The sequence below is a fragment of the Rubrobacter taiwanensis genome, assembly GCF_004337705.1.
Taxonomy (GTDB): Bacteria; Actinomycetota; Rubrobacteria; order Rubrobacterales; family Rubrobacteraceae; genus Rubrobacter_C; species Rubrobacter_C taiwanensis.
Genome location: NZ_SKBU01000016.1, coordinates 1 through 24,879, shown reverse-complemented (window position 1 = coordinate 24,879; position 24,879 = coordinate 1). Strand labels below are relative to the sequence as shown.

22 protein-coding genes and 1 CRISPR repeat array are annotated in these 24,879 nt (G+C 67.2%); of the genes, 14 read left to right on the top strand and 8 right to left on the bottom strand.

Annotated features, from left to right (window positions below):
* Nucleotide 1 precedes the first annotated feature (1 nt).
* Entirely contained in the window at nt 2-550 is a 549-nt protein-coding gene (locus E0L93_RS09805; protein WP_132691417.1) for an HlyD family secretion protein, read from the bottom strand.
* A 37-nt stretch (nt 551-587) separates the two neighbouring features.
* Here E0L93_RS09805 and E0L93_RS09800 point away from each other — a divergent pair, with 37 nt between their 5' ends.
* Nucleotides 588-998: a hypothetical protein gene (locus E0L93_RS09800; RefSeq protein WP_132691415.1), complete on the top strand. Its 411-nt coding sequence runs from the start codon at nt 588-590 to the stop codon at nt 996-998.
* Here E0L93_RS09800 and E0L93_RS09795 read toward each other — a convergent pair.
* Together E0L93_RS09795 and ileS are read right to left on the bottom strand one after the other, a co-directional pair.
* Nucleotides 977-1,387, bottom strand: a complete 411-nt coding sequence (locus E0L93_RS09795) for a hypothetical protein (RefSeq protein ID WP_132691413.1) — start codon at nt 1,385-1,387, stop codon at nt 977-979. The two genes, E0L93_RS09800 and E0L93_RS09795, sit on opposite strands and share 22 nt — an antisense overlap.
* A gap of 127 nt (nt 1,388-1,514) precedes the next feature.
* Nucleotides 1,515-4,667 (bottom strand): isoleucine--tRNA ligase, encoded by a 3,153-nt coding sequence (ileS, locus tag E0L93_RS09790; protein ID WP_132691411.1) that lies wholly within the window; start codon nt 4,665-4,667, stop codon nt 1,515-1,517.
* Nucleotides 4,668-5,361: 694 nt separating this feature from the next.
* Here ileS and E0L93_RS09785 point away from each other — a divergent pair.
* The 6 genes from E0L93_RS09785 (at nt 5,362) to trmFO (ending at nt 11,506) form a co-directional block, all read left to right on the top strand.
* A complete protein-coding gene (locus E0L93_RS09785; protein WP_243638182.1) occupies nt 5,362-7,053 on the top strand; it encodes an ABC transporter substrate-binding protein in 1,692 nt (563 codons plus the stop codon).
* Between the two features lie 30 nt (nt 7,054-7,083).
* Entirely contained in the window at nt 7,084-8,079 is a 996-nt protein-coding gene (locus E0L93_RS09780) for an ABC transporter permease (protein WP_132691407.1), read from the top strand.
* A 1-nt stretch (nt 8,080) separates the two neighbouring features.
* The gene (locus E0L93_RS09775) at nt 8,081-8,992 is read left to right on the top strand and encodes an ABC transporter permease (RefSeq protein WP_132691405.1); all 912 of its coding nucleotides are present in this window, start codon (nt 8,081-8,083) and stop codon (nt 8,990-8,992) included.
* Nucleotides 8,993-9,089: 97 nt separating this feature from the next.
* Nucleotides 9,090-9,458, top strand: coding sequence for a nuclear transport factor 2 family protein (locus tag E0L93_RS09770; protein WP_132691403.1), 369 nt, complete (start codon nt 9,090-9,092; stop codon nt 9,456-9,458).
* A gap of 92 nt (nt 9,459-9,550) precedes the next feature.
* Complete coding sequence (locus E0L93_RS09765; RefSeq protein WP_132691401.1) at nt 9,551-10,084, top strand: cysteine dioxygenase; 534 nt, start codon at nt 9,551-9,553, stop codon at nt 10,082-10,084.
* A 93-nt stretch (nt 10,085-10,177) separates the two neighbouring features.
* On the top strand, nt 10,178-11,506 hold the full coding sequence (gene trmFO, locus E0L93_RS09760) for a methylenetetrahydrofolate--tRNA-(uracil(54)-C(5))-methyltransferase (FADH(2)-oxidizing) TrmFO (protein ID WP_132691399.1): 1,329 nt from the start codon (nt 10,178-10,180) through the stop codon (nt 11,504-11,506).
* A 36-nt stretch (nt 11,507-11,542) separates the two neighbouring features.
* On the opposite strand, the gene E0L93_RS09755 is transcribed toward trmFO, so the two are convergent.
* Nucleotides 11,543-12,499 carry a D-alanine--D-alanine ligase family protein gene (locus tag E0L93_RS09755; RefSeq protein ID WP_132691397.1) on the bottom strand — a complete coding sequence of 319 codons (957 nt, stop codon included), beginning with the start codon at nt 12,497-12,499 and terminating at the stop codon, nt 11,543-11,545.
* Complete coding sequence (locus E0L93_RS09750) at nt 12,499-13,791, bottom strand: aminotransferase-like domain-containing protein (protein ID WP_132691395.1); 1,293 nt, start codon at nt 13,789-13,791, stop codon at nt 12,499-12,501. The genes E0L93_RS09755 and E0L93_RS09750 overlap by 1 nt, the downstream gene beginning before the upstream one ends.
* A gap of 225 nt (nt 13,792-14,016) precedes the next feature.
* Here E0L93_RS09750 and rdgB point away from each other — a divergent pair, with 225 nt between their 5' ends.
* The 5 genes from rdgB to fusA all read left to right on the top strand — a co-directional run bounded on the left by rdgB (nt 14,017) and on the right by fusA (nt 20,200).
* A complete protein-coding gene (gene rdgB, locus E0L93_RS09745) occupies nt 14,017-14,568 on the top strand; it encodes an RdgB/HAM1 family non-canonical purine NTP pyrophosphatase (protein ID WP_132691393.1) in 552 nt (183 codons plus the stop codon).
* A 115-nt stretch (nt 14,569-14,683) separates the two neighbouring features.
* Nucleotides 14,684-15,715 carry a thiamine pyrophosphate-dependent dehydrogenase E1 component subunit alpha gene (locus E0L93_RS09740; protein WP_132691391.1) on the top strand — a complete coding sequence of 344 codons (1,032 nt, stop codon included), beginning with the start codon at nt 14,684-14,686 and terminating at the stop codon, nt 15,713-15,715.
* Nucleotides 15,716-15,718: 3 nt separating this feature from the next.
* The gene (locus E0L93_RS09735; RefSeq protein ID WP_132691389.1) at nt 15,719-16,702 is read left to right on the top strand and encodes an alpha-ketoacid dehydrogenase subunit beta; all 984 of its coding nucleotides are present in this window, start codon (nt 15,719-15,721) and stop codon (nt 16,700-16,702) included.
* A 2-nt stretch (nt 16,703-16,704) separates the two neighbouring features.
* Nucleotides 16,705-17,976, top strand: coding sequence for a dihydrolipoamide acetyltransferase family protein (locus E0L93_RS09730; protein WP_207890414.1), 1,272 nt, complete (start codon nt 16,705-16,707; stop codon nt 17,974-17,976).
* Between the two features lie 142 nt (nt 17,977-18,118).
* On the top strand, nt 18,119-20,200 hold the full coding sequence (gene fusA, locus E0L93_RS09725; RefSeq protein WP_132691387.1) for an elongation factor G: 2,082 nt from the start codon (nt 18,119-18,121) through the stop codon (nt 20,198-20,200).
* A 39-nt stretch (nt 20,201-20,239) separates the two neighbouring features.
* Here the strand turns inward: fusA and E0L93_RS09720 are convergent, their stop codons facing one another.
* Complete coding sequence (locus tag E0L93_RS09720; RefSeq protein ID WP_132691385.1) at nt 20,240-21,241, bottom strand: glucosyl-3-phosphoglycerate synthase; 1,002 nt, start codon at nt 21,239-21,241, stop codon at nt 20,240-20,242.
* A 199-nt stretch (nt 21,242-21,440) separates the two neighbouring features.
* Here E0L93_RS09720 and E0L93_RS09715 point away from each other — a divergent pair, with 199 nt between their 5' ends.
* Together E0L93_RS09715 and E0L93_RS09710 are read left to right on the top strand one after the other, a co-directional pair.
* A complete protein-coding gene (locus E0L93_RS09715; protein ID WP_132691383.1) occupies nt 21,441-22,214 on the top strand; it encodes an inositol monophosphatase family protein in 774 nt (257 codons plus the stop codon).
* A 26-nt stretch (nt 22,215-22,240) separates the two neighbouring features.
* Complete coding sequence (locus tag E0L93_RS09710; protein ID WP_132691381.1) at nt 22,241-22,423, top strand: helix-turn-helix domain-containing protein; 183 nt, start codon at nt 22,241-22,243, stop codon at nt 22,421-22,423.
* Here the strand turns inward: E0L93_RS09710 and E0L93_RS09705 are convergent.
* Nucleotides 22,420-22,731: a hypothetical protein gene (locus E0L93_RS09705; protein ID WP_132691379.1), complete on the bottom strand. Its 312-nt coding sequence runs from the start codon at nt 22,729-22,731 to the stop codon at nt 22,420-22,422. The two genes, E0L93_RS09710 and E0L93_RS09705, sit on opposite strands and share 4 nt — an antisense overlap.
* Nucleotides 22,725-23,657, bottom strand: coding sequence for a hypothetical protein (locus tag E0L93_RS09700; RefSeq protein WP_132691377.1), 933 nt, complete (start codon nt 23,655-23,657; stop codon nt 22,725-22,727). The genes E0L93_RS09705 and E0L93_RS09700 overlap by 7 nt, the downstream gene beginning before the upstream one ends.
* A gap of 41 nt (nt 23,658-23,698) precedes the next feature.
* Nucleotides 23,699-24,839: a CRISPR direct-repeat array (repeat unit 37 nt; unit sequence CTTTCAGTCTCCTATGTAGCGGAGTGGTGTCTGCAAC).
* Nucleotides 24,840-24,879 lie beyond the last annotated feature (40 nt).

Sequence of the window (24,879 nt, the reverse complement as noted above, 5' to 3'; positions counted from 1 at the left end):
TCTACCCCGCCTCCGGCGCCTCGCGCGCCAGCAGCTCCGGGTTCTCGTCGGCGAAGCTTTGGGCCTCGGCATACGCCTCCCCGGCTTCGGCGTACGCCTCCTCGGCCTCGGCCAGGATCTCCCGCGCCTCCTCGCGGCTCTCCTCCAGCGCCGGGTCCTCCTCCAGCAGCTCGTAGAACGCTATCTCCCTGCTCTCGGCCGCGATCTGGGCCTCAAGCGCCCGGATCAGGAGCCGGGCGTACTCCTTTATCTCCTCCTCCACCTCCAGCTCCGGAATCCCGGCCAGGATCTCCCGCGCCTCCTCCAGCCTCGCCCGGGCCTCCTCCAGATCGCGGCGCGCCCCGAGTATGTTCTCCACCTGGCCTTCGGCGTCCTCCCCGGACTCCACGGCCTCCCTGGTGCGCTCGTAGGTGGCGCGGGCCCGGTCGAAGAGCCGGTTGTGCTCCCGGATCTTCTCGTTCGCCTCCACGATGGCCGCGTTGGCCTCCGCGCGCGGGTCCTCACCGAAGGGCCCGCATGCCCCCGAGGAGAGGAATGCGAGAGCTATCACGGCGACGCAGAGTACCCTGTGCAATAGAATGTCCGGCATGAATGCGAGCAGTCTGAACCTCCTCGGGATCTTCCGGAAGCTAGAGCCCATGAAGACCGCCAGACGCCTGCTGAACCGCCACCGGCGGAGGCCGGAACACACCCCTCCCGGCGAGAGCCGGGCCGCCGAGATCCTGCGCCGGCGCCTGCAGGAGGAGCCCGCCACCTTCGAGCGGGCCCGGCGGCTGGCCGCCCGCGCCGAGCGCCTGAACCGGGAGGGAACGCCGAGCGAGAGCGCCTGCAATCGGGCCGCCCGGGCTCTGGCCGAGGTCTCGGAGGAGCTCCGCTCTCTGCGCGCCGCGTTCGAGGCGGAAGGCGGCAGCCCCGAGGTCTTCGACCGGATCGTCCGGAGGCTGCTCCCAGATCTCCCGGACGACGGGCGGCAGCCCTACTCCCCGGAGGTCACGTAGTGGTAGATGTTGCGGGCCGTCTGCCGGGCCTCAGGACCGGTCTTGGGGTTTAGCATGAGGAAGGCCACTACTACGGCCAGCACGAAGACCAGCTTCCTCAGCTTGCCCCCGCCTTTGCGGACCCTCTCACCCCGGAGCCTCAGGGAGCCCTCCTGAGCCGCGTGCACGGCCTCCTCGACCCGCCGGCGCAGCTTGTCGTCGTCCCAGAGACGGGCGGCAATCCTGTCCGGGCTGTCACCGGAGAGCTCCTCGTAGATCTTGCGCGCCGACTCCAGAAAGGTGCGGATGTTCTCCTGCAACTCGTCGTCGTAGAGCAGCCGCTCGGCGAACGGCCGCGCTCCCTCGGCCGCCGCGGCCGCTCCCGCCAGTATGCCGGCCCTCTCCTTCATCCTCTCTGCCCTGGACTTCCTTCCGAACACCTGAACCTCCCTCTTTCTCTACGCCCCGTAATATAACCCAAACGCCCGCGCAGGGGCTCGCGGGACCGCTAAAGCATATACCCGCTGGAGGGTGGCCCTATGCCGCCCCAACCCTGCCGACCCGCCGCAGGAAGATCCGCACGCGCTCGCCCTCGACCTCCAGCTCGGGCGAACCGTCGGGCGGCTCGCCGTCCAGGACGAGCTCCCGCGCCAGCACCTCCGACCGGAAGTACTCGCCCCAGCCACCGCGCAGCAGATCCCGCACGCGCTCGCTGCCGCCGAGGCTGACGGCGATTGTGTCCTCTATCTCCAGCCCCTGCTCGCGCCGCAGGTTCTGGACCCGGTGCACGAGCTCCCGTACCAGCCCCTCCTCGCGGAGCCCGGGGGTGAGCTCCGTTTTCAGCGCTACGGCGAAGTCCCGCTCGCGCTCGACCGCATATCCCTCGCGCTCCCCGGCCTCGACGAGCAGCTCCGCAGGGGCGAGCGTCACCTCCCGGCCGTCCACACTCAGCGTGACGGGCTCGCCGGCGGCGGCCCGCGCCCCGGCGTCGGGTCCGGCCTCCTCCAGCGCCCGCCTTATCTGCGGTACCAGCCGCCCGTACTTCGGCCCCACGACCTTGAGGTTGGGCTTCAGGGTGTAGCTCACCACATCCTCCGGAGACCCGAAGCGCAACTCCTTGACGTTCAGCTCGTCCAGGACTATCTCCCGCAGCCTCCGGATGCCCGCCGCAGCCTCCTCCGGAGCCGCGATCACGACCTCTCCGAGCGGCTGGCGGGTCTTTATGCCCGCCGCGTTCCGGGCCGCACGCCCCAGAGTCACGGCCTTCCGCGCCGCCGCCATGTCCCCGGAGAGGGTATGGTCTATGAGGGCCTCGTCCGCCCGCGGCCAGTCGGCCAGATGCACGCTCTCCGGCGCTCCCGGTTCCGCGTTTACGACCAGGTTCCGGTACATCTTCTCGGCCACGAACGGGGTGAACGGCGCGGTAAGCCGGGCGGTGATAGCCAGACACTCGTAGAGCGTGGAGTGCGCGGCTCTCTTGTCCACGTCGTCCTCGCTCTTCCAGAACCGGCGGCGGCTGCGGCGCACGTACCAGTTGGAGAGCTCGTCCACGAACTCGCCCAGAGCACGCCCGGCGGCCGTCACATCGTAGGCGTCCATCCGCTCCGTTACGGTCTTTACCGTGAGGTTCAGCTCGCTGAGCACCCAGCGGTCCAGCAGGCCCCGCTCTTCCAGCGGCACGGAGTCCGTACCGGGATCGAAGCCGTCTATCCGGGCGTAGGTGACGAAGAAAGCGTAGGTGTTCCAGAGCGTAAGCAGGTACTTGCGGACGGCTTCGTCGACCTGCTCCAGCGAGAAGCGCCGCGGGTTGCCGGGGCTGGTGGCCGTGTAGAGCGCCCACCGCAGCGCGTCAGCCCCCTGATTCTCGAAGACCTCCCAGGGGTCCACTACGTTCCCCCGGCTCTTGCTCATCTTCTTCCCCTCGGCGTCCAGCACGTGGCCCAGGACGAGGCAGGTCTTGTACGAGCTGCGCCCGAAGAGCAGCGTGGAGACCGCCAGCAGCGAGTAGAACCAGCCCCGCGTCTGGTCGACCGCCTCGCAGATGTAGTCCGCCGGAAACTGGCGCTCAAAGCGCTCCCGGCCCCGGTGCGGGTAGCCCCACTGCGCGAACGGCATGCTGCCGGAATCGAACCAGGCGTCCAGCACCTCCGGCACCCGGCGGGCCTCCTCGCCGGTCTCGGGATGCCTTATGCGCACCCGGTCTATGTACGGCCGGTGCAGATCGTCCGGGACGGGGTCTATTGCCAGCTCGCGCAGCTCCTCAACGCTGCCGACGACCACCGTCTCGCCGGAGGCGGTCCTCCAGATGGGCAGCGGCGTGCCCCAGTAGCGCTCGCGGCTGAGCGCCCAGTCCACGTTGTTTCTGAGCCAGTCGCCGAAGCGGCCCCACTTTATGTGCTCCGGCAGCCAGTTTATGCGCTCGTTCTCGCGCAACAACTCGTCCAGCACCGCCGTGGTGCGGGCGTACCAGGCCCGCTTGGCGTAGTAGAGCAGCGGCGTGCCGCACCGCCAGCAGTGCGGGTAGGCGTGCTCGTACTCCCCGGCCCGGAAGAGCAGCCCCCTCTCCCGCAGCTCCTCGACGAGCCCGGCGTCCGCCTCCTTGACGAACTGCCCGGCGAACGGCCCCACCCGCTCGTCGAAGGTGCCGTCGGGCCTGACCGGGTGGATGGTCGGCAGCCCGTAGCGCCGCCCGGTACGCTGGTCGTCCTCGCCGTAGGCCGGGGCGGTGTGCACCAGTCCGGTCCCCTCGGAGGTCGTCACATAGTCGCCGAGCACCACGGTCCAGAGATTCTCCGTTTCTTCTACGGGCACGTAGTCGAAGGGGCGCCGGTACCTGAGACCCTCCAGCTCCGTGCCCCGCCGCCTCTCCACCACCCGGTAGCCACCCTCTCCGAGCACCCTCTGCAGCAGCTCTTCGGCCAGCACCAGCCGCTCGCCGTCCAGCTCGACGGTCGCGTACTCCACCTCCGGGTGAGCGGCGACGGCAGCGTTGGAGACGAGCGTCCAGGGCGTCGTCGTCCACACCAGCAGGCTGGTGTTCTCTTCATCTTCCAGCGGCAGCTTCACGTAGACGCTGGGGTCCACCACGTCCTCGTAGCCCATGGCAACCTCCGCCGAGGAGAGCGAGGTCTGGTCGCGCGGGCAGTGGGCGGTGACCTTGTACCCCTCGTAGAGCAGGTCACGCCCATAGAGCTCCTTGAGCGCCCACCACACACTCTCTATGTAGGTGTTGTCCAGTGTCCAGTAGGCGTCCTCCATGTTCGCCCAGAAGCCCATGCGGTCGCTCATGCGCTTCCAGTCGTCCACGTAGCGGAAGACCGACTCGCGGCACAGCCTGTTGAACTCCTCGACCCCGTACTCCTCTACGTCCCGCTTGCCGGAGAGCCCGAGCTCCTTCTCCACCTCCAGCTCCACCGGCAGGCCGTGGCAGTCCCAGCCGCCCTTGCGCTCCACGCGGTAGCCGCGCATGGTCTTGTAACGGGGGATGAGATCCTTGAACGCCCGCGCCAGTACGTGGTGGAAGCCCGGGCGTCCGTTGGCCGTCGGCGGACCCTCGTAGAACACGTAGGGCCTCTCCTCCGGTCGGCTCTCCACGGACTTCCGGAACGCGCCGCTCCCCTGCCAGAACTCCAGGACCTCGCGCTCCAGCTCGGGGAAGTTCACCCGGGGTGTCACCTTCTCGAACGCCATCCCTCTAAAGCCTCCTGAAGATGCAAACGCCCGCCCTCACGGCGGCCTCTCCTCTTATCCGCCGCGGGGACGGGAGCCGGAAGGCCCTCGCGGTACCACCCCGCTTGCCCGGGACCTCGCGGTCCCAGACCCCTCACCGGGTGCCAAGAAGACACCCTCTCGCTGTAACGGGCGAACCCGGCCGGTCCTACTTGGCGCCTGAGACCCGCAAGGCCCCTTCGCTTTCGGCCGGCGGCTCGGGGAGGATCTTCGGCCCGAACCCCGCGCCGGGCTCCCACCGTCCCCGGCTCGCTGTAGCGGGGCGCCCCGGACCTACTCGTTCCCGTCAACGCCTTTCGGCGTTTATGGTAACCTTGCGGCTGCGGGTTCGCAAGGTTGCGGCCTGTAATCGAAGATTGTCCTTCTATTAACAGAATCGTAACAGCCCGGAAATACCTGCGTAACCGGGATCGGGTATATTCCCTAGTGATCGAGCCCCGACCGATGGGTATCACATCCCCCCTCCAGACCCCCCGTCGGTCGGGTTTTTCTGTGCCGGTAGCGCGGGTGGTGGGAGGGTGTTATCTTGGGCGCCACCGAAGGGCAGCATATACATTCGTCCGCGCAGGGCGCCTTTTTTGAGGTATGTCCGTTGCGGGGCAAGAAGGGGACTTCGGGCCGCGGGAGCGGTCTTTAGAGAGGAGGGATTTTCGGGATGAAGATCAGGGAGCTATCCCGCCGGGAGTTTCTGGCCGTCTCCGGGATGACGGGGGCCGGGCTGGTCGTGGCCGGCTGCGGCGGGGGCGAGACCATTGGAGGCGAGGAGGAGGGAGGAGGCGACGGGCAGCCGCAGGAGGGCGGTACCTTCACCTTCGGGCGCGGCTCCGACTCGGTCACGCTGGATCCCATCCACGCCACCGACGGGGAGTCGCTCATAGTCTGCCGGCAGATCTTCGACGGTCTGCTGGACTTCGAGCCTGAGACCACCGATCTGGTGCCTGCGCTGGCGGTGGAGGTGCCCGAGCCGGAGGAGGACGGGCTCGTCTACACCTTCCCTCTGCGGGAGGGTGTGACCTTCCACGACGGGACGCCGTTCAATGCCGAGGCCGTGGTCTTCAACTTCGAGCGGTGGATGAACAGCGGGAATGAGTACCACGCCGGCGGGGGGCCGCAGGCCTCCGACTTCTCCTACTACTCGGGGATGTTCGGCGGCTTCGACGAGGAGAGCATCATCGAGAGCGTGGAGGCCGTGGACGAGTACACGGTGCGTTTCAGGCTGCGGGAGCCGCAGGGACCCTTCCTCAGGAACATTGCGATGAGCCCGTTTGGCATCGCATCTCCGGCGGCTATTCAGGAGGACGTGGAGGAGTTCTGGCGCAACCCGGTCGGGACCGGGCCGTTCCGGTTCGTGGAGTGGAACCAGGGGTCGACGGTGCGCCTGGAGAAGAACGAGGAGTGGTGGGGGACGGACGTGCCCGTGGAGGAGGGCGGTGGCGGTCCGTTCGTGGACGAGGTGGTCTTCCAGTCCATCGACGACAACACCTCGCGCGTGGCGGCGCTGGCCGGCGGGCAGCTCTCCGGGGCCGACGGGCTCACGCCGGACGACGTGCCGACCATCGAGCAGGACCCGAACCTGAAGGTGATCTTCCGCCCGCCGCTGAACGTGGGGTATCTGGCGATGCACACGCAGAAGGAGCCCTTCAACGACGTCAACGTGCGGCGGGCCATCAACCATGCCATAGACATGGAGGCCATCGTGCAGGCCTTCTTCGGCGAGACGGGGGAGGTGGCGACCAACCCGATGCCGCCGACGGTGCCCTTCTTCAACGAGGGCGTCGAGCGCTATCCCTACGATCCGGACCGGGCGCGGGAGCTGCTGGCCGAGGCCGGGTACGAGGACGGCTTCGACACCGAGCTGTGGTTCATGCCCATCCCGCGGCCGTACATGCCGGACGGGCGGGGCATCGCGCAGGCGATAGCCTCAGATCTGCAGGAGGTGGGGATAAACTGCGAGCTCGTCACCTTCGAGTGGGGCACGTACATCGAGCGCACGGGCCGGGGCGAGCATCCGATGGCGCTGCTCGGGTGGACCGGGGACAACGGCGACCCGGACAACTTCCTGAACATACACTTCAACAGCGCCAACGCCACCGAGGAGAACGCGCTCAACATCGCCTACTACGAGAACGACGAGGTGGACGAGCTGCTCAACCGGGGTGCGAGCACGATAGACGAGGGCGAGCGCGAAGAGGCATACATGAGGGTGCAGGAGATTATCATGGAGGATGCGCCGTGGGTGACGATAGCCTACACCCGGCCGCCGCTCGGCTTCCAGAACCGGGTGCAGGGCTATCTGCCCAGCCCGACGGGCGGCGAATCCTTCAACTCGGTCTACCTCTCCGGGTAGGACGCCGCCGGACGCCGGGAGGTAAGGGCGCTGGTTGAGTACATAGGCCGGAGGGTCCTGCAGCTCATCCCGGTGCTCATCGGGGTCTCGGTCCTGGTCTTCTTCATGGTGCGCCTCATCCCGGGGGACCCGGCCCAGATCCTGCTCGGGCAGACGGCCTCCCAGGAGCGGGTGCAGGAGCTGCGGGCTCAGATGGGTCTGGACCGGCCGCTGCCGGTCCAGTACCTGCTCTTCGTCCGCGGGGCGGTGACGGGGGATCTGGGGGACTCCATCGTGACGGGCCGGCCGGTGACCGAGGAGCTGCTGGCCCGCTTCCCGGCCACGCTGGAGCTCACGCTCGCGGCCATGCTGCTCGCCGTGGCGGTGGGGATCCCGGTCGGGGTTATTGCGGCCGTGCGGCAGTACTCGGTCCTGGACAAGGTCACCTCAGTTTTGGCTCTGACGGGGATAAGCATGCCCATCTTCTGGCTGGCCATGATCCTCATCGTGATCTTCACCGTCCAGCTGCAGCTCTTGCCGTTCCCGGGCCGCACGAGCGTCCCGATCTCGAGCATCACCGGGCTGGCGCTGGTGGACTCGCTGCTCACGCTCAACTTCGAGGGCTTCCGCAGCGCGCTCTTGCACCTGATCATGCCCGCCGTGGCCCTGGGAACGATCCCGATGGCGATCATCACGCGCATGACCCGCAGCAGCATGCTGGAGGTGATGAACGAGGACTACATCCGCACCGCGCACGCCAAGGGCCTGATGCCGCGGCGCGTGATCTTCAAGCACGCCCTGCGCAACGCCATGCTGCCGACCGTCACGGTCATCGGGCTGCAGTTCGGGCTCTTGATGGGCGGGGCCGTGATCACGGAGACCATCTTCGCCTGGTCCGGGATAGGCCAGATCGCCTACGAGTCCATCAACCGGCGGGACTACGCCATGATCCAGGCCGTCGTGCTCTACGGCGCGACGTTCTTCGTGCTGATCAACCTCCTGGTGGACGTGCTCTACGCCATCCTCGACCCGCGGGTGAGGTACTAGGATGACCGAGCAGGCGCAGGCCGGAGCGCAGACCGACGTAGTCGGCGGGCGGGTGGAGTCGCGGGGACGCTGGAGGGACTTCCGGCGGGTCTTCTTCGGCAACCGCCTGGCGCTTACCGGCACCGCCGTGATGGCCCTCTTCATCTTCTGCGCCCTCTTCGCCCCGATCATAGCGCCCTACGACCCCTACGAGCAGGATCTTACCGCCAAGTTCGCTCCTCCGACCTCCCAGCACTGGCTGGGGCAGGACGAACTCGGACGCGACATCCTCTCGCGCCTCATCTACGGCGCGCGCGTCTCGCTCACGGCCGGGCTGGCCGCAGTCGCCTTCGCCACGGTAGTAGGCACGGTGATCGGGGTGACCGCCGGGTACGTGGGCCGCTGGGTGGACTCGGTCCTGATGCGGCTGATGGACGTGATCCTGGCCTTCCCGACCATCCTGCTGGCCATCGTGATCGTGACCATCCTCGGCCCCAGCCTGACGAACGCCATGCTGGCGGTCGGGATCGTGAACGTGCCGCAGCTGGCGCGCGTGGTCCGCTCGGCGGTAATAACCGTCCGCGAGCGGGACTACGTGGAGGCCGAACGGGCACTGGGAGCGGGCAACCTCCAGATCGTGCGCACGGCCATCCTGCCGAACAGCCTGGCGCCGCTTATCGTGCAGGCCACGCTCACGCTGGCGACGGCCATCCTGGATATCGCGGCGCTCTCTTTCCTGGGCCTCGGCGCCCGCCCGCCGACGCCGGAGTGGGGCGCTATGCTCACCGACGCCTTCCGCTCGGGCTTCGGCGTCTTCGTTACGGGCCAGCACGCCATCATCTTCCCCGGCGTCGCCATCGCCCTCTCCGTCCTCTCGGTGAACTTTATCGGAGACGGCCTGCGCGACGCCCTGGACCCCCGGCAGCGGCGCTAGAGCGAACCGTCCCCGGAAATACCTCATTCGATGTATTGCTCTCTGCTACTGGAGTTACTAGATTCAGGCCAGAGGCGCCCGAGGAAAGGATGCCACCATGACCGAGCGGAAGACCGCGAGCGGGCTGGATTTCGAGGAGATGCGCCGCGCCATCGAGGAGTGCGATGCCGAAGCGCTCATCGGCCTGTACGCCGGCGGTGCCGAGATGAAGATAGTGAACAAGAACACCACTCCAAACTCGCCCCGGATTCTGCGTGGCAAGGAGGAGATCGCCGGTTATCTCCGGGACGTCTGCGGGCGGGAGATGACCCATCGCGTGGAGAACGCGGTGATCGGGGAGGACCGCGCGGCGTTCACCGAGGCGTGCGAGTACCCCGGCGGGATGAAGGTGCTGGCGGCAACAACGCTGGAGGTGTGGAACGGCAGGATCTCGCGCCAGCTCACCGTGGAGGCCTGGGACGAGTAGGAGCGGCTCCCTGCCCGGGGAACGCCGGGTGTGGTTGCCGCAACAAGGAACGGTAGCGGGCGGCCCGGAGGGGTAGAGCAGGAGGAAGAGAGATGACGTTCGCTACGAACGCGGAGCGATCGGAGCTGCCGCCGCGGCTGACCTTGCGGGCGGCAACCTTCCTGACCCGCCTGGCGAGCGATCGCACCTTCCTCGCCGCCCGGGTTCTCCCGCTGCTCGGGGAGGCGGCGGGGTCGGAGAGCTGGTACGTGGCGCATCGCCACGATACTCCGGATGGTGTGTCGTTTCAGATCTTCGTCTGGCCTCCGGGCAGCTCGACCCGCATCCACGACCACTCCTCCTGGGGAGCTTTCTGTTGCGCGGCGGGAGCCGTTCTGGAGGAGCGCTACGAGCGCCTCGACGACGGCTCCCGGCCGGAATACGCCCGGCTGAGGGTGCTCTGGCGGCGGGTGTGGGGCCGGCGGGACGGTGTCTCAACCGTCCTGCCCTACGAGCGGGGCATCCACCGGGTGGGGAACGCCGGCGGGAGGGCGGCGGTCAGCATCCACCTCTACGGGCCCCGGGCGGGAGACGTGGACGGCCGGGACTACGACCCCGCCCGCGACTACGTCTGCGACCGCCGGTAGGGGCGCTGCGGACGGCTCCGCCTGAATTTTCGGCCGCGCGTCGTAGAATAAGGGGCCGGAAGGCCATCGGAGCGACCGCGCCGGAGGTGGAGCTTGGCGGACGTGACGGTAGTAGGCGGCGGGCTGGCCGGGAGCGAGGCCGCCTGGCGGGCGGCGGAGGCCGGCTGCTCGGTGGAGCTGTGGGAGATGCGGCCGGTGAGGATGACCCCGGCCCACCACACGGAGTCTCTAGCCGAGCTGGTCTGCTCCAACTCTCTGGGCAACCGCTCGCTATCTACGGCCTCCGGGCTGCTAAAAGAGGAGCTGCGGCGGCTGGGGTCGGTGATCCTGCGCTGCGCGGACGCCAACGCGGTGCCGGCGGGCGGTGCTCTGGGGCTGGCGCGGGAGGACTTCTCCCGCGCCGTGACGGAGGCCGTCTCCTCGCACCCGAACATCGAGCTGGTGCGCAAGGAGGCGACGGAGATCCCGGACGGGCCGGCCGTGATCGCCACGGGGCCGCTCACCTCGGACGCGCTGGCGGAGAAGATAACGGAGATCTGCGGCGAGACCCCGTTCTTCTACGATGCGGCCTCCCCGATCCTCTACCGGGAGACGCTGGACGACGGGATCATCTACCGCGCCTCCCGCTACGGCAAGGGCGAGGCGGCGTACCTGAACTGCCCGATGAACGAAGCGCAGTACTACGCCTTCGTCGAGGAGCTGTGCCGGGCCGAGCTCGCCCCCATCAAGGACTTCGAGGAAGGCATGTACTTCGAGGGGTGCCTGCCGGTGGAGGTGATCGCGCGCCGCGGACCCGACACTTTACGCTTCGGGCCGATGAAGCCCGTGGGACTCCCGGACCCCCGCACCGGCCGGGAGCCGTTCGCCGTGGTGCAGCTGCGGCAGGACGACGCCGAGGGCCAGCTGTACAACATGGTCGGCTTCCAGACGCGCCTGAAGTGGGGCGAGCAGAGGCGGGTCTTCCGCATGATCCCGGGCCTGGAGAACGCCGAGTTCGCCCGCATGGGCGTAATGCACCGCAACACCTACCTGCACTCCAACCGGGTGCTGGAGGCGACCATGCGCCTCCGCAGCGGCGGTCCGCTCTTCTTCGCCGGGCAGCTCACCGGCGTCGAGGGCTACGTGGAGAGCGCCGCTATGGGGTACATCGCGGGGCTCAACGCCGCGCGCGTGGCCCGGGGCGGGGAGCCCATCACGTTCCCGCGCACTACCATGATCGGGGCGCTCGCCGACTACATCACCGTCAAGGACGGGACGCTCCAGCCCATCAACTCCAACTGGGGGCTCCTCCCCGCCGCGCCCCGCAAGGAGAACGGCCGGCGGCTCTCCAAGCAGGAGCGCCGCGAGAGGCAGGCGCGGGCGGCGCTCGCCGCGCTGGAGGAGTTCAGGCGGGAAGTTCTGAACGCCCAGCCCGTGGGTTAGGAGTTCCGGACCGCCCCCGCAGCGGCCGCCGGCCCCTCAGAGCTTCGCCGGAGCCCCGGGCCGGAGCGCGCCCTCCAGGATGGTCTCGACGAGCTCCTCGAAGGAGATCCCGGCGGCCTCGGCGGCGAGCGGGAAGGTGGAGGTCTCGGTGAAGCCCGGGATGGTATTGGCGTCCAGCACCCACGGGGTCCCGCCCTCCAGGATCATGTCCACCCGGGCGAACCCCGAGCAGCCTAAAGCACGGTAGGCGCTGAGCGCGGCCTCCTCCAGCCGCGAGACCGCCGCGGCCGGAACCTCGGCCGGGATGGCGAAGTCCGTCATGCCGGGGGTGTACTTGGCCTCGAAGTTGTACATGCCCTCTTGGGGGCGCACCTCCACGAGCGTCAGCACGCGCGGCTCCTCCCCGGGCGGCTGGAGTATGGGGGCCAGGATCTCCTGCCCCTCGACCCACCGCTCCAGGAGCACCTTCGTGTCGTAGCCGAAGGCCTCGTAGACGGCGTCCAGCAGGCGCTCGCCGTCCTCCAGCCGGGAGAGCCCCAGCGCCGACCCCTGCCGGGCGGGCTTGACGGCCAGGGGATACCCCACCTCCTCGGCGGCCAGATCCAGCGCCGCCGAAGCCCCCATCTCGTTCATCGCCCGTCGCCAGAAGGTGCGGAACGGCGGCGTGGGGATGCCGCTGGCCCGTAGGACGCGCTTGGCCTGATCTCCGTCCATGCACCGGTTGCTGGCGAGCGGGCCGCTCCCCGTGTAGGGGATGTTCAGGGTCTCCAGCAGGGCCTGAACCGTGCCGTCCTCACCGCCGATGCCGTGCAGGCAGACGAAGGCCGCATCCGGCTCCAGCTCCACCAGCCGCCGCGTCGTAGACTCCTCTATGTCCAGCGGGTAGACGGTGTGCCCCAGACGCTCCAGCGCGTGCTGCACCCGGCCGCCGGTCAGGAGCGAGACGTCCCGCTCCATCGAGGTTCCGCCCTTGAGGACCGCGATGCGGGCCATTACCGCTGCGTCCGCTCCTTCCTGCGGGCCCGGGCGCGCGAGCCCCGCTCCAGCTTATCCCGGAACTCCATCCGCTCCTTGATGACCTCCGAGAGCAGCTCGATGCCGCGCCTTATCTTCTCCGGCTCCACGAACGAGAAGTTCAGCCGCATGCAGTTCTTGCCCGCGCCATCGGCGTAGAAGCCCTCGCCCGGCACGTAGGCGATGTTGCGCTGAATCGCCTGCGGCAGCATCGCGGTCGCGTCCAGATACTCGGGCAGCGTCACCCACACGAAGAACCCCCCGTCCGGGTGGGTCCAGTAGACCTCCTCGGGCATGAACTCGGCCAGCGCGTCTAGCATCGCGTCGCGGCGCTCACGGTAGACCTTCAGGAGCCGCCTTATGTACCCGCGCCACTCGCCGCTCCTGAAGTACGCCACGATGAGCATCTGCGAGAGGTTGGAGGAGCACAGATCCGCCGCCTGCTTGCCCACGTTCACCTTGTGCAAAATGCCCTGCTGGGCGTGCACCCACCCGAGCCTGACGCCGGGAGCGAAGATCTTGGAAAACGTCCCCAGGTACACCACCCGCTCCAGCTCCCCGGAGGCTTGCTCCAGCGAGGAGATGGTCGGCGGGGCCTCGCCGTCGAAACGCAGCACGCCATAGGGGTTGTCCTCCACTATGATGAGGTCGTGCTCCCGGGCGAGCTCCAGAAGCTGCCGCCGCCGCTCGCCGGAGAGCGTGACCCCGGCCGGGTTCTGGAAGTTCGGGACGGTGTAGATGAACTTGACTGCCACCTTCTGCCGGCGCGCCCGCTGAATGGCCTCCGCGGCGGCCGCGACGTCCATCCCGTGGCGGTCCATGGGTACGTGCAGGATGCGCGGCCGGTAGGAGGAGAAGGCGTTCAGCGCGCCCACGTAGGTGGGAGCCTCGCAGATCACGGCATCCCCCTCGTCCAGGAAGACCCGGCCGATCAGGTCCAGCCCCTGCTGCGCACCGGTGGTCAGGAACACGTCCTCCTGCCGGGCGGGGGTCCCCTCGGCGGCCATCACGTCCATGATGATGTCCTTGATCTCCTCCAGCCCGCCGGTCGGCCCGTACTGCAGGGCCCGGGCGGAGTCGTCGGCAACGGCGGCCGCTATCCGCTTGAGCGCCTCGCTGCCGAACGCCGAGGTGTCCGGGAAGCCCCCGGCCAGCGAGATGATGCCGGGCCGGGAGAGCATCGCCATCAGGTCCCGCGCGGCGGAGCTCCTGAGCCCCCGAACCCGCCGGGCGTAGAGAAAGTCGAAGCGGTCGAGATCTACCACCGGCATCTTAAGAACCCCCTCCCGCAACGTGCCTCCCGAGCGTACCCCGCCCGGCCCCAATGACGTAAGCCCGTTCCACGGGCGTAAATATACAGCCGACCGTCACGGCAGGGAAGGCCGCTCCCGTACTCGCCGGACCGCCGCGCTCGGCCCCCCTCAGGCCCTCAATCTCGATGCGCCGCATGGCCCCTGACTCTACCACAACTCCCCGGGTGAATGTAGACTTCCGGCATGGAGCGGATCATATTCGTAACCTCCAACCGCAACAAGGCCCGCGAGGCCGGACGCATCCTCGGCCTGAACGTAGAGCCCGTCCCGCTCGACGTGCCGGAGATACAATCCCTCGACCTCGAAGCGGTCGCCCGGGCCAAGGTCCGCGCCGCCTGCGAAGCGCTCGGCGACCCGGACCTCCCCGTGCTCGCCGAAGATTCGGGCCTCGCCGTTAACGCCTGGAACGGCTTCCCCGGCGCCCTGACCAGATGGCTCATGCAGAGCGTCGGTAACGAAGGTCTCCTCCGGATGCTCTCCGGCTACGAAGACCGCTCGGCCCGCGCCCTCTGCGTAGTCGCCGTCGCGCACGAAGGCTCGATACATACCTTCTGGGGCGAGGTGGAGGGCGAGATAGCCCCCGAACCCCGCGGCAGCGGAGGCTTCGGTTACGACCCCGTCTTCATCCCCGCCGGACAGAGCCGCACCTACGCCGAACTCGGGGAGCTCAAGAACGAACTCTCCCACCGCGCCCGCGCCCTCCGCGCCGTCCGCGAGTGGCTCGGAAGCCCCTGACCCATTCCGATTGCCGGAAAAAGATATATTTTATGTGGATCATAGATCCCGTTAATGGGGGAGTGTTATCCTGTGAGCGGACCTGCGTTTTCGGAGCATTGCAAGGGGGTTAGTGGTGGCAGACGAGAAGCAGACGGAGGTATCGGCGGCGGTAGATCCCGAACGTCTTGTGAGGCTCTACCGGGAGATGGTGCTGGTCCGGGAGTTTGAGGAGGCGTCGCAGCGGAGCTTCCGGCAGGGCAAGATCGGGGGTTACCTGCACGTCTACACCGGGCAGGAGGCTGTGGCGGCCGGTTTTCTAAGCCAGAAGAAGGAGGAGGACAAGGTCATCACCGCCTACCGCGACCACGCTCACGCTCTGATGCTGGGGGCGGATCCCAAGGAGGCCATGGCCGAGCTCTTCGGCAAGCGGACCGGGATGGTCAAGGGCAAGGGCGGCTCGATGCACCTGTTCGACGTGGACCGGGGGCTGATGGGTGGCTACGGCATCGTCGGCGGGCACGTGCCCTTAGGTGTCGGGATCGCCTACGCGCTGCGTTACAGGGGGAGCGACGGGATCTGCCAGCTCTATCTGGGCGATGGGGCGGTGCAGACCGGGGCCTTCCACGAGGCGGCCAACCTGGCCGGGCTGTGGGGGCGGGACGGGATGTGTCCCGTTGTCTTCATCGTGGAGAACAACCAGTACGCGATGGGCACCAGCGTCGAGCGTTCCACGGCCAACCCGGACTTCGCCGGCAAGTTCGAAGCCTACGGCATCGAGAGCGAGAAGGTGGACGGGATGAGTCTGGAGGCCGTGCTGGAGGCCGGCGGCCGGGTCTTTGAGGAGGTGCGTGAGAGCGGCAAGGCGTACGCCATAGAGGCCATAACCTACCGCATCGCGCCGCACGGGGCGGCGGACTTCTTCGAGAAGTATCGCACCAAGGAGGAGGTTCGGGAGTGGCGCCAGAAGGACCCGATCGGGCTGCTGGAGCAGCGCCTTCTGGACCTAGACGCCGTCGACGAGGAGAAGCTACAGGAGATCAAGGACGAGGCCAAAAGGACCATCGAGGAGGCCGTCCGGTTCGCCGACGAGAGCGAGGAGCCGCCGCCCGAGGAGCTCTACACCGACGTGTATGCCGGCGAGGACGAGTACCTGGGGAAGGAGTAGGAGTTGGCGGAGAAGACCTACCGCGAGGCTCTCAAGGAGGCCATGACCGAGGAGATGGAGCGGGATGAGAGCGTCCTGCTGCTGGGCGAGGACATCGGGGTCTACGGCGGCACGCACCTCATCACCGACGGGCTTCTGGACATGTTCGGCAAGAAGCGCGTCATCGACACCCCCATCTCCGAGGCCGGTTTTACCGGTGCGGCCATCGGCATGGCGATGATGGGGCTCCGTCCGGTGGTGGAGATGATGACCTGGAACTTCTCGTTCATCGCGGCGGATCAGATAATCCAGAACGCGGCCAAGGTGCGGTATTTCTCCGGCGGGCAGGTGCAGGTTCCGCTCGTGATCCGCGGTCCCAACGGAGGCGGCGTGCAGCTCTCCGCCCAGCACACCCACAGTCTGGAGAGCTTCTACGGTCACTTCCCGGGTTTGAAGGTGGTCGCTCCGGTCACGCCGGCGGACGTGAAGGGGATGATGATCTCCTCCATCCGCGACCCCAACCCGGTAATCTTCCTGGAGGCCGGTGCGCTCTACGGCACCCGGGGCGAGGTGCCCGAGGGCGAGCACACCGTTCCGTTCGGCAAGGCGCGGGTAGCGCGCGAGGGGAGCGATGTGACGCTCGTGGCCTACGGGCGGCAGGTGCTTCTGTGCGAGCGGGCTGCTGAAAGGCTGGCCGAGGACGGCATAGAGGCCGAGGTGATAGACCTGCGCTCCATCCGGCCGCTGGACGAGGAGACCGTGATCGAGTCCGTCAGGAAGACCCACCGGGCGGTCTCGGTGCAGGAGCAGTGGCGCTACTACGGGGTCAGCTCGGAGATAGCCGCCATAATCCAGGAGAAGGCCTTCGACTACCTGGACGCCCCGGTCGAGCGGGTGAGCGGGGCCGAGGTCCCGGCGCCCTACGCCCGCAACCTGGAGCTGATGTGCTTCCCGAGCGAAGAGCAGGTCGTGGAGGTCGCCCGCCGAGTTCTCTACCAGGAGGTCTAGAGGTGCCGGAAGTCATCATGCCCAAGATGGGCGATGCGATGGAGGAGGGGACGATCCTCCGCTGGCTCAAGCAGGAGGGCGATGAGGTGGAGGAGGGCGACGTTCTCGCCGAGATAGAGACCGACAAGGTCAACCTGGAGATGGAGGCCGAGGCTTCCGGCAAGCTGGCCGAGATCATCGCCGGAGAGGGGGAGAGCGTCCCCGTCGGCCGGCCCATCGCCTTCATCCAGGGCGAGGGCGAGGAGGTCCCCGAGCGCGGAAAGCCCCGCGAGGCGGCGGCCGGAGCCGCCGAAGAGGAGGAGGGCGCCGGGGCTCCGGCCGCCACCGAGGAGCGGGAGGCCCGGCCGCGCGAGCGGGCACCGGAGGCCGACGGTCACGTGCGGGCCTCTCCTCTCGTGCGGCGTCTGGCGCGCGAGCACGACGTAGACCTCTCGCAGATAGAGGGTTCCGGGCCGCACGGGCGCATCGTGGAGCGCGACATCCGGGCATATCTGGAGCGGGCGCCCGAGGAGCGCGAGGAACGTCCGGCCGCACCCGCTGCCGCGCCGCGGGCCGCCGAGCTGCCGCCGCCGACCGGCGCTCCGGGCACCGAGCTCGTGGAGCCGAGCCGCATGCAGCGCATCATCGGCGAGCGCATGACGCAGGCCAAGCAGCAGATCCCGCACTTCTACGCCACCGTCGAGGTGCGCATGGACGAGCTGATGCGGCTGCGCGGAGAGCTCAACGAGCAGCTCGCCGAAGAGGGGGTGAAGCTCTCCGTCAACGACTTCGTGATGAAGGCGTGCGCGCTCGCTCTCGGCAAGTTCCGCAACCTGAACGCGCTGTACACCAGCGAGGGCATAGAGCTGCACGAGTCGGTCGACATGGCGATGGCCGTGGCGCTGGAATCCGGCCTCATAACCCCCGTGATCCGCGACTGCGCCGGAAAGACCCTCTCGAAGATCTCGGCCGAGGCCAAGGACTTGGCAACGCGGGCGCGGGAGGGCAAGCTCAAGCCCGACGAGTACCAGGGCGGCACGTTCACGGTCTCGAACATGGGCATGTTCGGGGTGGAGGACTTCACGGCGATCATAAACCCGCCGCAGGTAGCCATAGTGGCGGTCTCGAGCATCGTCCGGCGGCCGGTCTTTGACGAGGAGGGCAGCGTGGTTCCGGCGCAGCTTATGAAGCTCACGCTCTCGGCCGACCACCGCGTCGCCAACGGCGCCGAGGGCGCGTTGTATCTGGCCGAGGTCAAGCGCCTGCTGGAGAACCCGGTGATGCTGCTGGTGTAGATGCCGCCGGGCCTGCGCCCCCGGGAGCCCCGGGGGCGCTTTTTCGTCTTCTGCCCTGCTGCACGGAGCCTGGTAAGAGGGTAAGCTGAGGTGTACCGTCCGCGGTGGGCGGACGCGGTGTTTTCGCGGGAAGGAGGCGACGTTGGCTATCCAGCCGGAGATGATTCGCAACGTGTGCATGATCGGGCACCGGGGCAGCGGCAAGACCACGCTCGCCGAGGGCATGCTCCAGGTGGCCTCACGCAAGGGGGCTAAGCCCGGGGAAGCGTTCCGGGCCGGCCACGTCCTCGACTGCTCAGACGAGGAGCGCGAGCGGGAGATGACGCTCGGCATGGGCGTCCTGAGCCTGGAGTGGAAGGGACGTCAGATCAACATCCTGGACACCCCGGGCGACGGCGGCTTCATAGGCGACGCGTTCATCGCCCAGCGCGTAGCGGACTGCGCCGTTCTGGTGGTGCACGCCCAGGACCCGATCCAGGTCGTAACCGAGCGCGTCTGGCGGCGGGGAGAGCGCGAGCAGATCCCCCACTTCATCGTCGTCAACCACCTGGACCGGGAGCGCACCGACTTCGGAGCGGCGGTGGAGCGGCTGCGGGAGCGCTTCGGCATGTCCGTGGTGCCGCTGAACCTCCCCATCGGGAGGGAGGGGGAGATCCGGGGCGTCTACGGGCTGGTGAGCGGACTGGCGTTCGTGGACGGCGAGCAGACCTCTGAGATCCCGGCCGGGATGGAGGAGGTGGTGGAAGCCTCCCGCATCCGGCTCTTTGAGACCATCGCCGAGAGCGACGACACGCTGCTGGAGAAGTACCTGGAGGGCGAGGAGCTCTCGACCGAGGAGACGTTCGAGGGGCTGCGCAAGGGGATCGCCGACGGCGTGATCATCCCCGTCGTTGCGACCAGCGCCGCGCGCCTGATCGGGGTGGACCGGTTGCTGGATACCATAGCCGGCAGCGCGCCGAGCCCGGTGGACCGCCCCGCCTGGACCGGGCGCGATCCGGAGGGCGGGGGCGAGGTCAGCTACCACTGCTCGCCGGATGAGCCCTTCAGTGCCTACGTGTTCAAGACGTACATGGACCCCTACGCCGGTAAGCTGAGCGTGATGCGGGTTGTGAGCGGGACCTGCCGCTCGGACGAGGCTCTCATCAACCCCCGCACCGGCTCCGGCGAGCGTCTGGGAGGCATCTCTCACCTGCGCGGCAGGGAGCGCGTCTCCGTGGATGAGGCCTCTCCCGGAGACATCATCGCGGTGGCCAAGCTCCGGGATACCGCCACCTTCGACACCCTCTGCACGGCCGCCGCTCCCGTAGTCTACGAGGCGGTCCCGCTGCCGGACGCCTCCACCGCCTTCGCCGTGAGAGCCAGGACCCGGGGCGAAGAAGAGAAGGTCTTCGACGCCATCCGGCGGGTGGTGAGCGAAGACCCCTCGCTCAAGCTGGAACGCTCGGAGGCGACGGGCGAGGACATTCTCGCCGGGCTCTCCCAGCTGCATGTCGAGCTCGCTCTGGAGCGCGTCCACCGCCGCTACGGGGTCGAGGTGGACGCCCGGCCGCCCAAAGTCCCCTTCAAGGAGACCATAGCCGCCTCATCCAAGGCCCAGGGCCGCTACAAGAAGCAGACCGGCGGCCGGGGCCAGTACGGTGACTGCTGGATCGAGCTGGAGCCTCTGCCCCGGGGCGGCGGATTCGAGTTCGAGGACGCGATCACCGGCGGTGTCATCCCCCGGCAGTTCATCCCGGCGGTCGAGAAGGGCATCGTGGAGGCCATGAGAGAGGGCCCGATCGCAGGCTACCCCGTAGTGGACGTGAAGGTGAGGCTCTACGACGGCAGCCACCACTCCGTCGACTCCTCGGAGATGGCCTTCAAGGTGGCCGGATCGCTGGCATTCAAGAACGCCGTGGAGAAGGCCCGCCCCGTGCTGCTGGAGCCCTATCTGAAGGTTCGCGTCACCGTGCCGCAGGAGCTCGTGGGCGACGTCATGGGCGACCTCTCCGGCCGCCGGGGCCGCCCGATGGGCATAGACCAGCTCGGCGACGGGCAGCGCCAACTGGTGGAGGCCGAGGTGCCCCAGGTGGAGATGCTCACCTACGCCCGCGACCTGCGCGCCATCACCGGCGGCCGGGCCAACTTCCAGACGGAGTTCTCACACTACGAAGAGGTGCCGCCGAACCTCGTGGAGAAAGTCCTGGCGGCCAACAGGGATCCCGAAGAGGAGAACGGGGGGTAGAGCTTCCGGGGCGTCCTCCCGGACGCCCCGGACGGACGGTTACCTCAGTACCTCGTTCAGCGGCGGCCGCTCCACGATATCCACGACGTGCTCCTGCAGCTGCAGTCCCTCGGGAGAGGCCGCGGCGTGCACGTAGCTGTCGAGCTGGTAGAGCGACTCGGAGAGGTGCGGCTCGACCAGCTGCCCCAGCCGGCCCTCCTGATGCAGCCGGCGGGCCACCGCCCGCACGACCGAGTACGCCATCTTCCCGAGCTCGAAGAGCGGCTGGTGCCGGTTCTGGCGCGTCCCAAGGTCCACCTGCGCCATCGCGCCGAGGCCCACGGTACGCAGCACGTCTATCATCATGCCGGTCTCCACGGCGTAGCCCGTAAAGAACGGGATGGAGCCGAACAGCTCCTTCGGGGCCACAAACTCTCCGGCCAGCGGCTGCACGAAGCCGGTCAGCTGCGGATAGAAGAGGTTGAAGAGCGGTTTGGTGGAGAGCTCCGTGACCCGGCCGCCACCGTCCAGCGTTATCTCTTCCCCCTTCCTGAAAGGCCGCCGGTAGGCCGCCTTGACGAACCGGATCCCGGGATCGGTCAGGATCGGGCCCAGTATCCCGTAGACGAACTGGGGCTCGAAATCTCTCGTGTCCGAGTCCGCGTACGCCACGAGATCTCCGCGGGCGACCGTCAGCGAGCGCCACATCGCGTCCCCCTTGCCGATCGCCGGTCCGTACTGCGGCAGGAGCTCGTTCTCCGAGTACACCTCGGCTCCGTGCTTGCGGGCCGTCTCGGAGGTGCCGTCGGAGGAGTCCGCATCCACGACCAGGATCTGGTCCACCAGCGGAGCCCGCTCGTTGAGCTCGTGGATCTGGTCTATTATCCCGCCGATCGTGTCGGCCACGTTGCGGCCGGGCAGGACGACGCTCACCGAGACGTCCACCTCCCGCTTGCGGCGGGCCAGAGCCTCTACATCCTGAAACTGCGCGTGGTGGTAAGAGCGGCGCTCGAACCACTCCGCTACGTTTACCGGGGTGTATTCTCTCTCGTGAATTCGCATAGCCGGAACATGCTAACGCCTCAGAGGGGAATCGGCAACGGAAATCCCGTTAAATTTCCGTAACAACCCCCCTGCTCCCTCTAGATGACGGCCGTTTGCAGGGGTTTTATCGGGTGGTGGACCCTCATTCCCGGAGCCTCCGGAGTTCTGTTACCCTGAGCGGGGTTGCGGCGATTCTCTCTCTGACGGGAGGCGAGGTTTGAGCGAGGCTCTGCGGGATTATCTGGATTTCGCGTCGGAGACGGCCTGGCTGGCCGGGAGGCTCACGCTGGGCTACTTCCGGACCGGGGTGCGGGCCGATCTCAAGGAGGACGAGTCGCCCGTGACGGCGGCGGACCGGAGGGCGGAGGAGCTGATCCGGTCCCGTATAGAGAGGCGGTATCCCGGACACGCCATCATCGGCGAGGAGTTCGGGGAGGAGGGGAGACCCGGGGCCACGCACCGCTGGTTTGTGGACCCCATAGACGGGACCGTCTCCTTCATCCGGGGTGTTCCGCTCTACGCCGTACTCATAGGGTTGGAGATAGAGGGGCGGATCGAGGTCGGAGCCGCCTGCTTCCCCGCCCTGGACGAGACGCTCACGGCCGCGACCCGTCTCGGTTGCCGCCTCAACGGCCGCCGGGTGCGCGTCCGCGAGACGGAGCGGTTGAGCGAGAGCATCGTCTCCTTCACCAACCCTTCCAGCTTCGGCAGGCATGCCCGCTCGGAAGAGTGGGCACGGGTGCTCCGCTCCACGCGCTATCAGGCGGGGTGGCCGGACGCCTACGGTCACGCGCTGGTAGCCACCGGGCGGCTGGAGCTGATGCTCGATCCGGTCATGAACCCCTGGGACTGCGGGCCGTTCCCCGTGATCCTGCGCGAAGCCGGGGGATACTTCGGGGACTGGTCCGGAAACGAGACGATCCACGGCGGAGAGGCGATGAGCACCACGCAGCGGCTGCTGCCGGAAGTGCTGAGGCTCCTCTCAGGTTAGCGCTATAGCGGAGTGGTGTCTGCAGCTTGCAGAACCTCAGACGCCGGCGCGGTTGCTCCCAGGCTGAGCTGGCGAAGCTAAGCGGCGTCTCAAGGAAGAGCATCGGCCTCATAGAGGACGGCCGGCGAAACCCCAGGGGCTCCACGCTGCGGTGTCTGGCCGAGGCTTTGGGGGTGGAGGTCAGCTACTTCTTCGGGGAAGAAGACTAACCGGCCCTCCGGGAGGCAGAAACCTTAGAGGGAGTCCCTTTGTGCAGGTCCCACCACCACCGATCAGGGTCCCCCGATTGCGGAGCAGGCAGGACCTCCGAAACACGGAGGCGCTTTGAGATGAGAATCGCGTCCAGACGCTCAAGCAGACGCCGCTCCTCGGGCGTGAGTTTGTCGTAGCGCTCGTGAATGCCGTCGCGATCCACGAGTGCCAGCAGCGCTTCGGTATCGTAGTGATCGTCATCGTCGAGACCTTCGGTGACATGAGTCTCGTAGCTGTTAAGGGTTACCGAGAGGTCTTCTACCATTCCTCGTCGAACTCCCATCGCGGGCCTCTCTTCTTGATCTCTATCCACCAACCTCGACCCGAGCCCAGAAACGAGTTCAGATCGCGCGGGCGGAAGAAGCTCCAGTCACGTTTCTGGCTTTCATTATACTGCAGCACGTTGCCGGTTTCCTCATCCGCCACGTACCACATCCTGGCCCGGTCCCTGGCCCGCAAGAAAGTAAAGTAGCGCAAGTTTGGTCTGCGCTTGTGTTGCATAACCAGACGAAGGTATTCTTCGTCCGTCTCCGCCCCCAGCCTACCCCCGTGTCTTCTCCTGTGGTAGGGAGCCCATCCACGCGGAGGCGTCTGGCTTCTGATGCGGCGGAGCTGGTCGCGTACGCCTGCTTCACCGACTACCCTGAGCTGCGAAGCACGCTCTGCCCTGAGCTCCCGCCTCCAACGGTCATCGTCGCCGCCTGGGCCGTCTCCGGCAGAACCACCACCGCCTCCGGACCCACCCCCCTCTCCGCCCTCTCCAGGCCCGCCCGTAGGAGGCAGGACCGGGCGTGTACGGCAGCGGCACTCCACCACCTCGCCGACGGGTCCCAAAGGATCTCTGGGATACCGGCAGCCGTTGGCAAACAGCGTACCTACCCGCCGCACCGTCCGGCCCACTCCGATGGGGTGGTTCTGGTGCGAGCGGCGCACCCGCTCGTCGTCGCGGTTTACCCACTCCCACCATCCCGTGCCCTGCTCCTCGTTGGCCGCAAGCTCTCCGCGAACCTCGGCGTAGGTTGAGGCGGCTTTGGCCAGAGAACGAGCGAGCTTTCTGGCCAGCGGTCTCAAGGACCTGCTACTCCTGAGAAGATCCATAGCCCGGTAGAGCTTGCGCGGGAGTGGGTCGATCTTGTAGCCGACCTCCCGGTCGAGCTGTGAGATGAGCTCCCGGGTGGCCCGCTCGGCCATCTCGCGTTCGGACGCTTCGATGCCGAGCCTGCGGAGGTCGACTTTCAGTCTCCTATGTAGCGGAGTGGTGTCTGCAACTCCTCTCGGCGCTCGTTTTCGCAGTGGGGTATGCGCCTTTCAGTCTCCTATGTAGCGGAGTGGTGTCTGCAACTGGGATCGCCTGGTCGAGCCGGATCCGCTCGATCGTCTTTCAGTCTCCTATGTAGCGGAGTGGTGTCTGCAACCCCCGCGCGCAGGCCGAGGGCAAGGAGAAGCCGGATTCTTTCAGTCTCCTATGTAGCGGAGTGGTGTCTGCAACCGGTTGCTATCGAGCGCATCCCCGACCCGCCGCTGCCTTTCAGTCTCCTATGTAGCGGAGTGGTGTCTGCAACGAGTCGAGCAGGTACGGCGGGTCACAGTTGTGGACCACTTTCAGTCTCCTATGTAGCGGAGTGGTGTCTGCAACCTCACGTAGCTGGCATCATAGCCGATCCCGCATCCGCTTTCAGTCTCCTATGTAGCGGAGTGGTGTCTGCAACATCTCCCAGCTTCAGGTTCTGGGCCGACTTGAGGAGATCTTTCAGTCTCCTATGTAGCGGAGTGGTGTCTGCAACCTACTCAATGATCTGGAGAAGGCGCGCTGGCACGCCCTTTCAGTCTCCTATGTAGCGGAGTGGTGTCTGCAACCTCCCCGGCCCGCGGGGATGGTGGCGAAGGAAAACTCTTTCAGTCTCCTATGTAGCGGAGTGGTGTCTGCAACGCATAGCCCCACCCCGATACCCCACCCCCTACCTTGGCTTTCAGTCTCCTATGTAGCGGAGTGGTGTCTGCAACCTTGTTCCTTATCCGGCCAGTCCAAATCGTCACCCTCTTTCAGTCTCCTATGTAGCGGAGTGGTGTCTGCAACATGGACTGGCTCAACCTGCGCGTCGCCGATGCGGCCTCTTTCAGTCTCCTATGTAGCGGAGTGGTGTCTGCAACCCTCATTGAGCAGCACGGAAAGAGGTTCGTGCTCTACGCCTTTCAGTCTCCTATGTAGCGGAGTGGTGTCTGCAACCGGCTATGGCGGCTATGGCGGCTGCCGCTATGAGGACTTTCAGTCTCCTATGTAGCGGAGTGGTGTCTGCAACCCAATCGGCACGCATGAGGTCCCAGCAGGCCCACGCCTTTCAGTCTCCTATGTAGCGGAGTGGTGTCTGCAACTGCCAGGCGGATATTGCCTCGTCCTAATTGTGCCATCCTT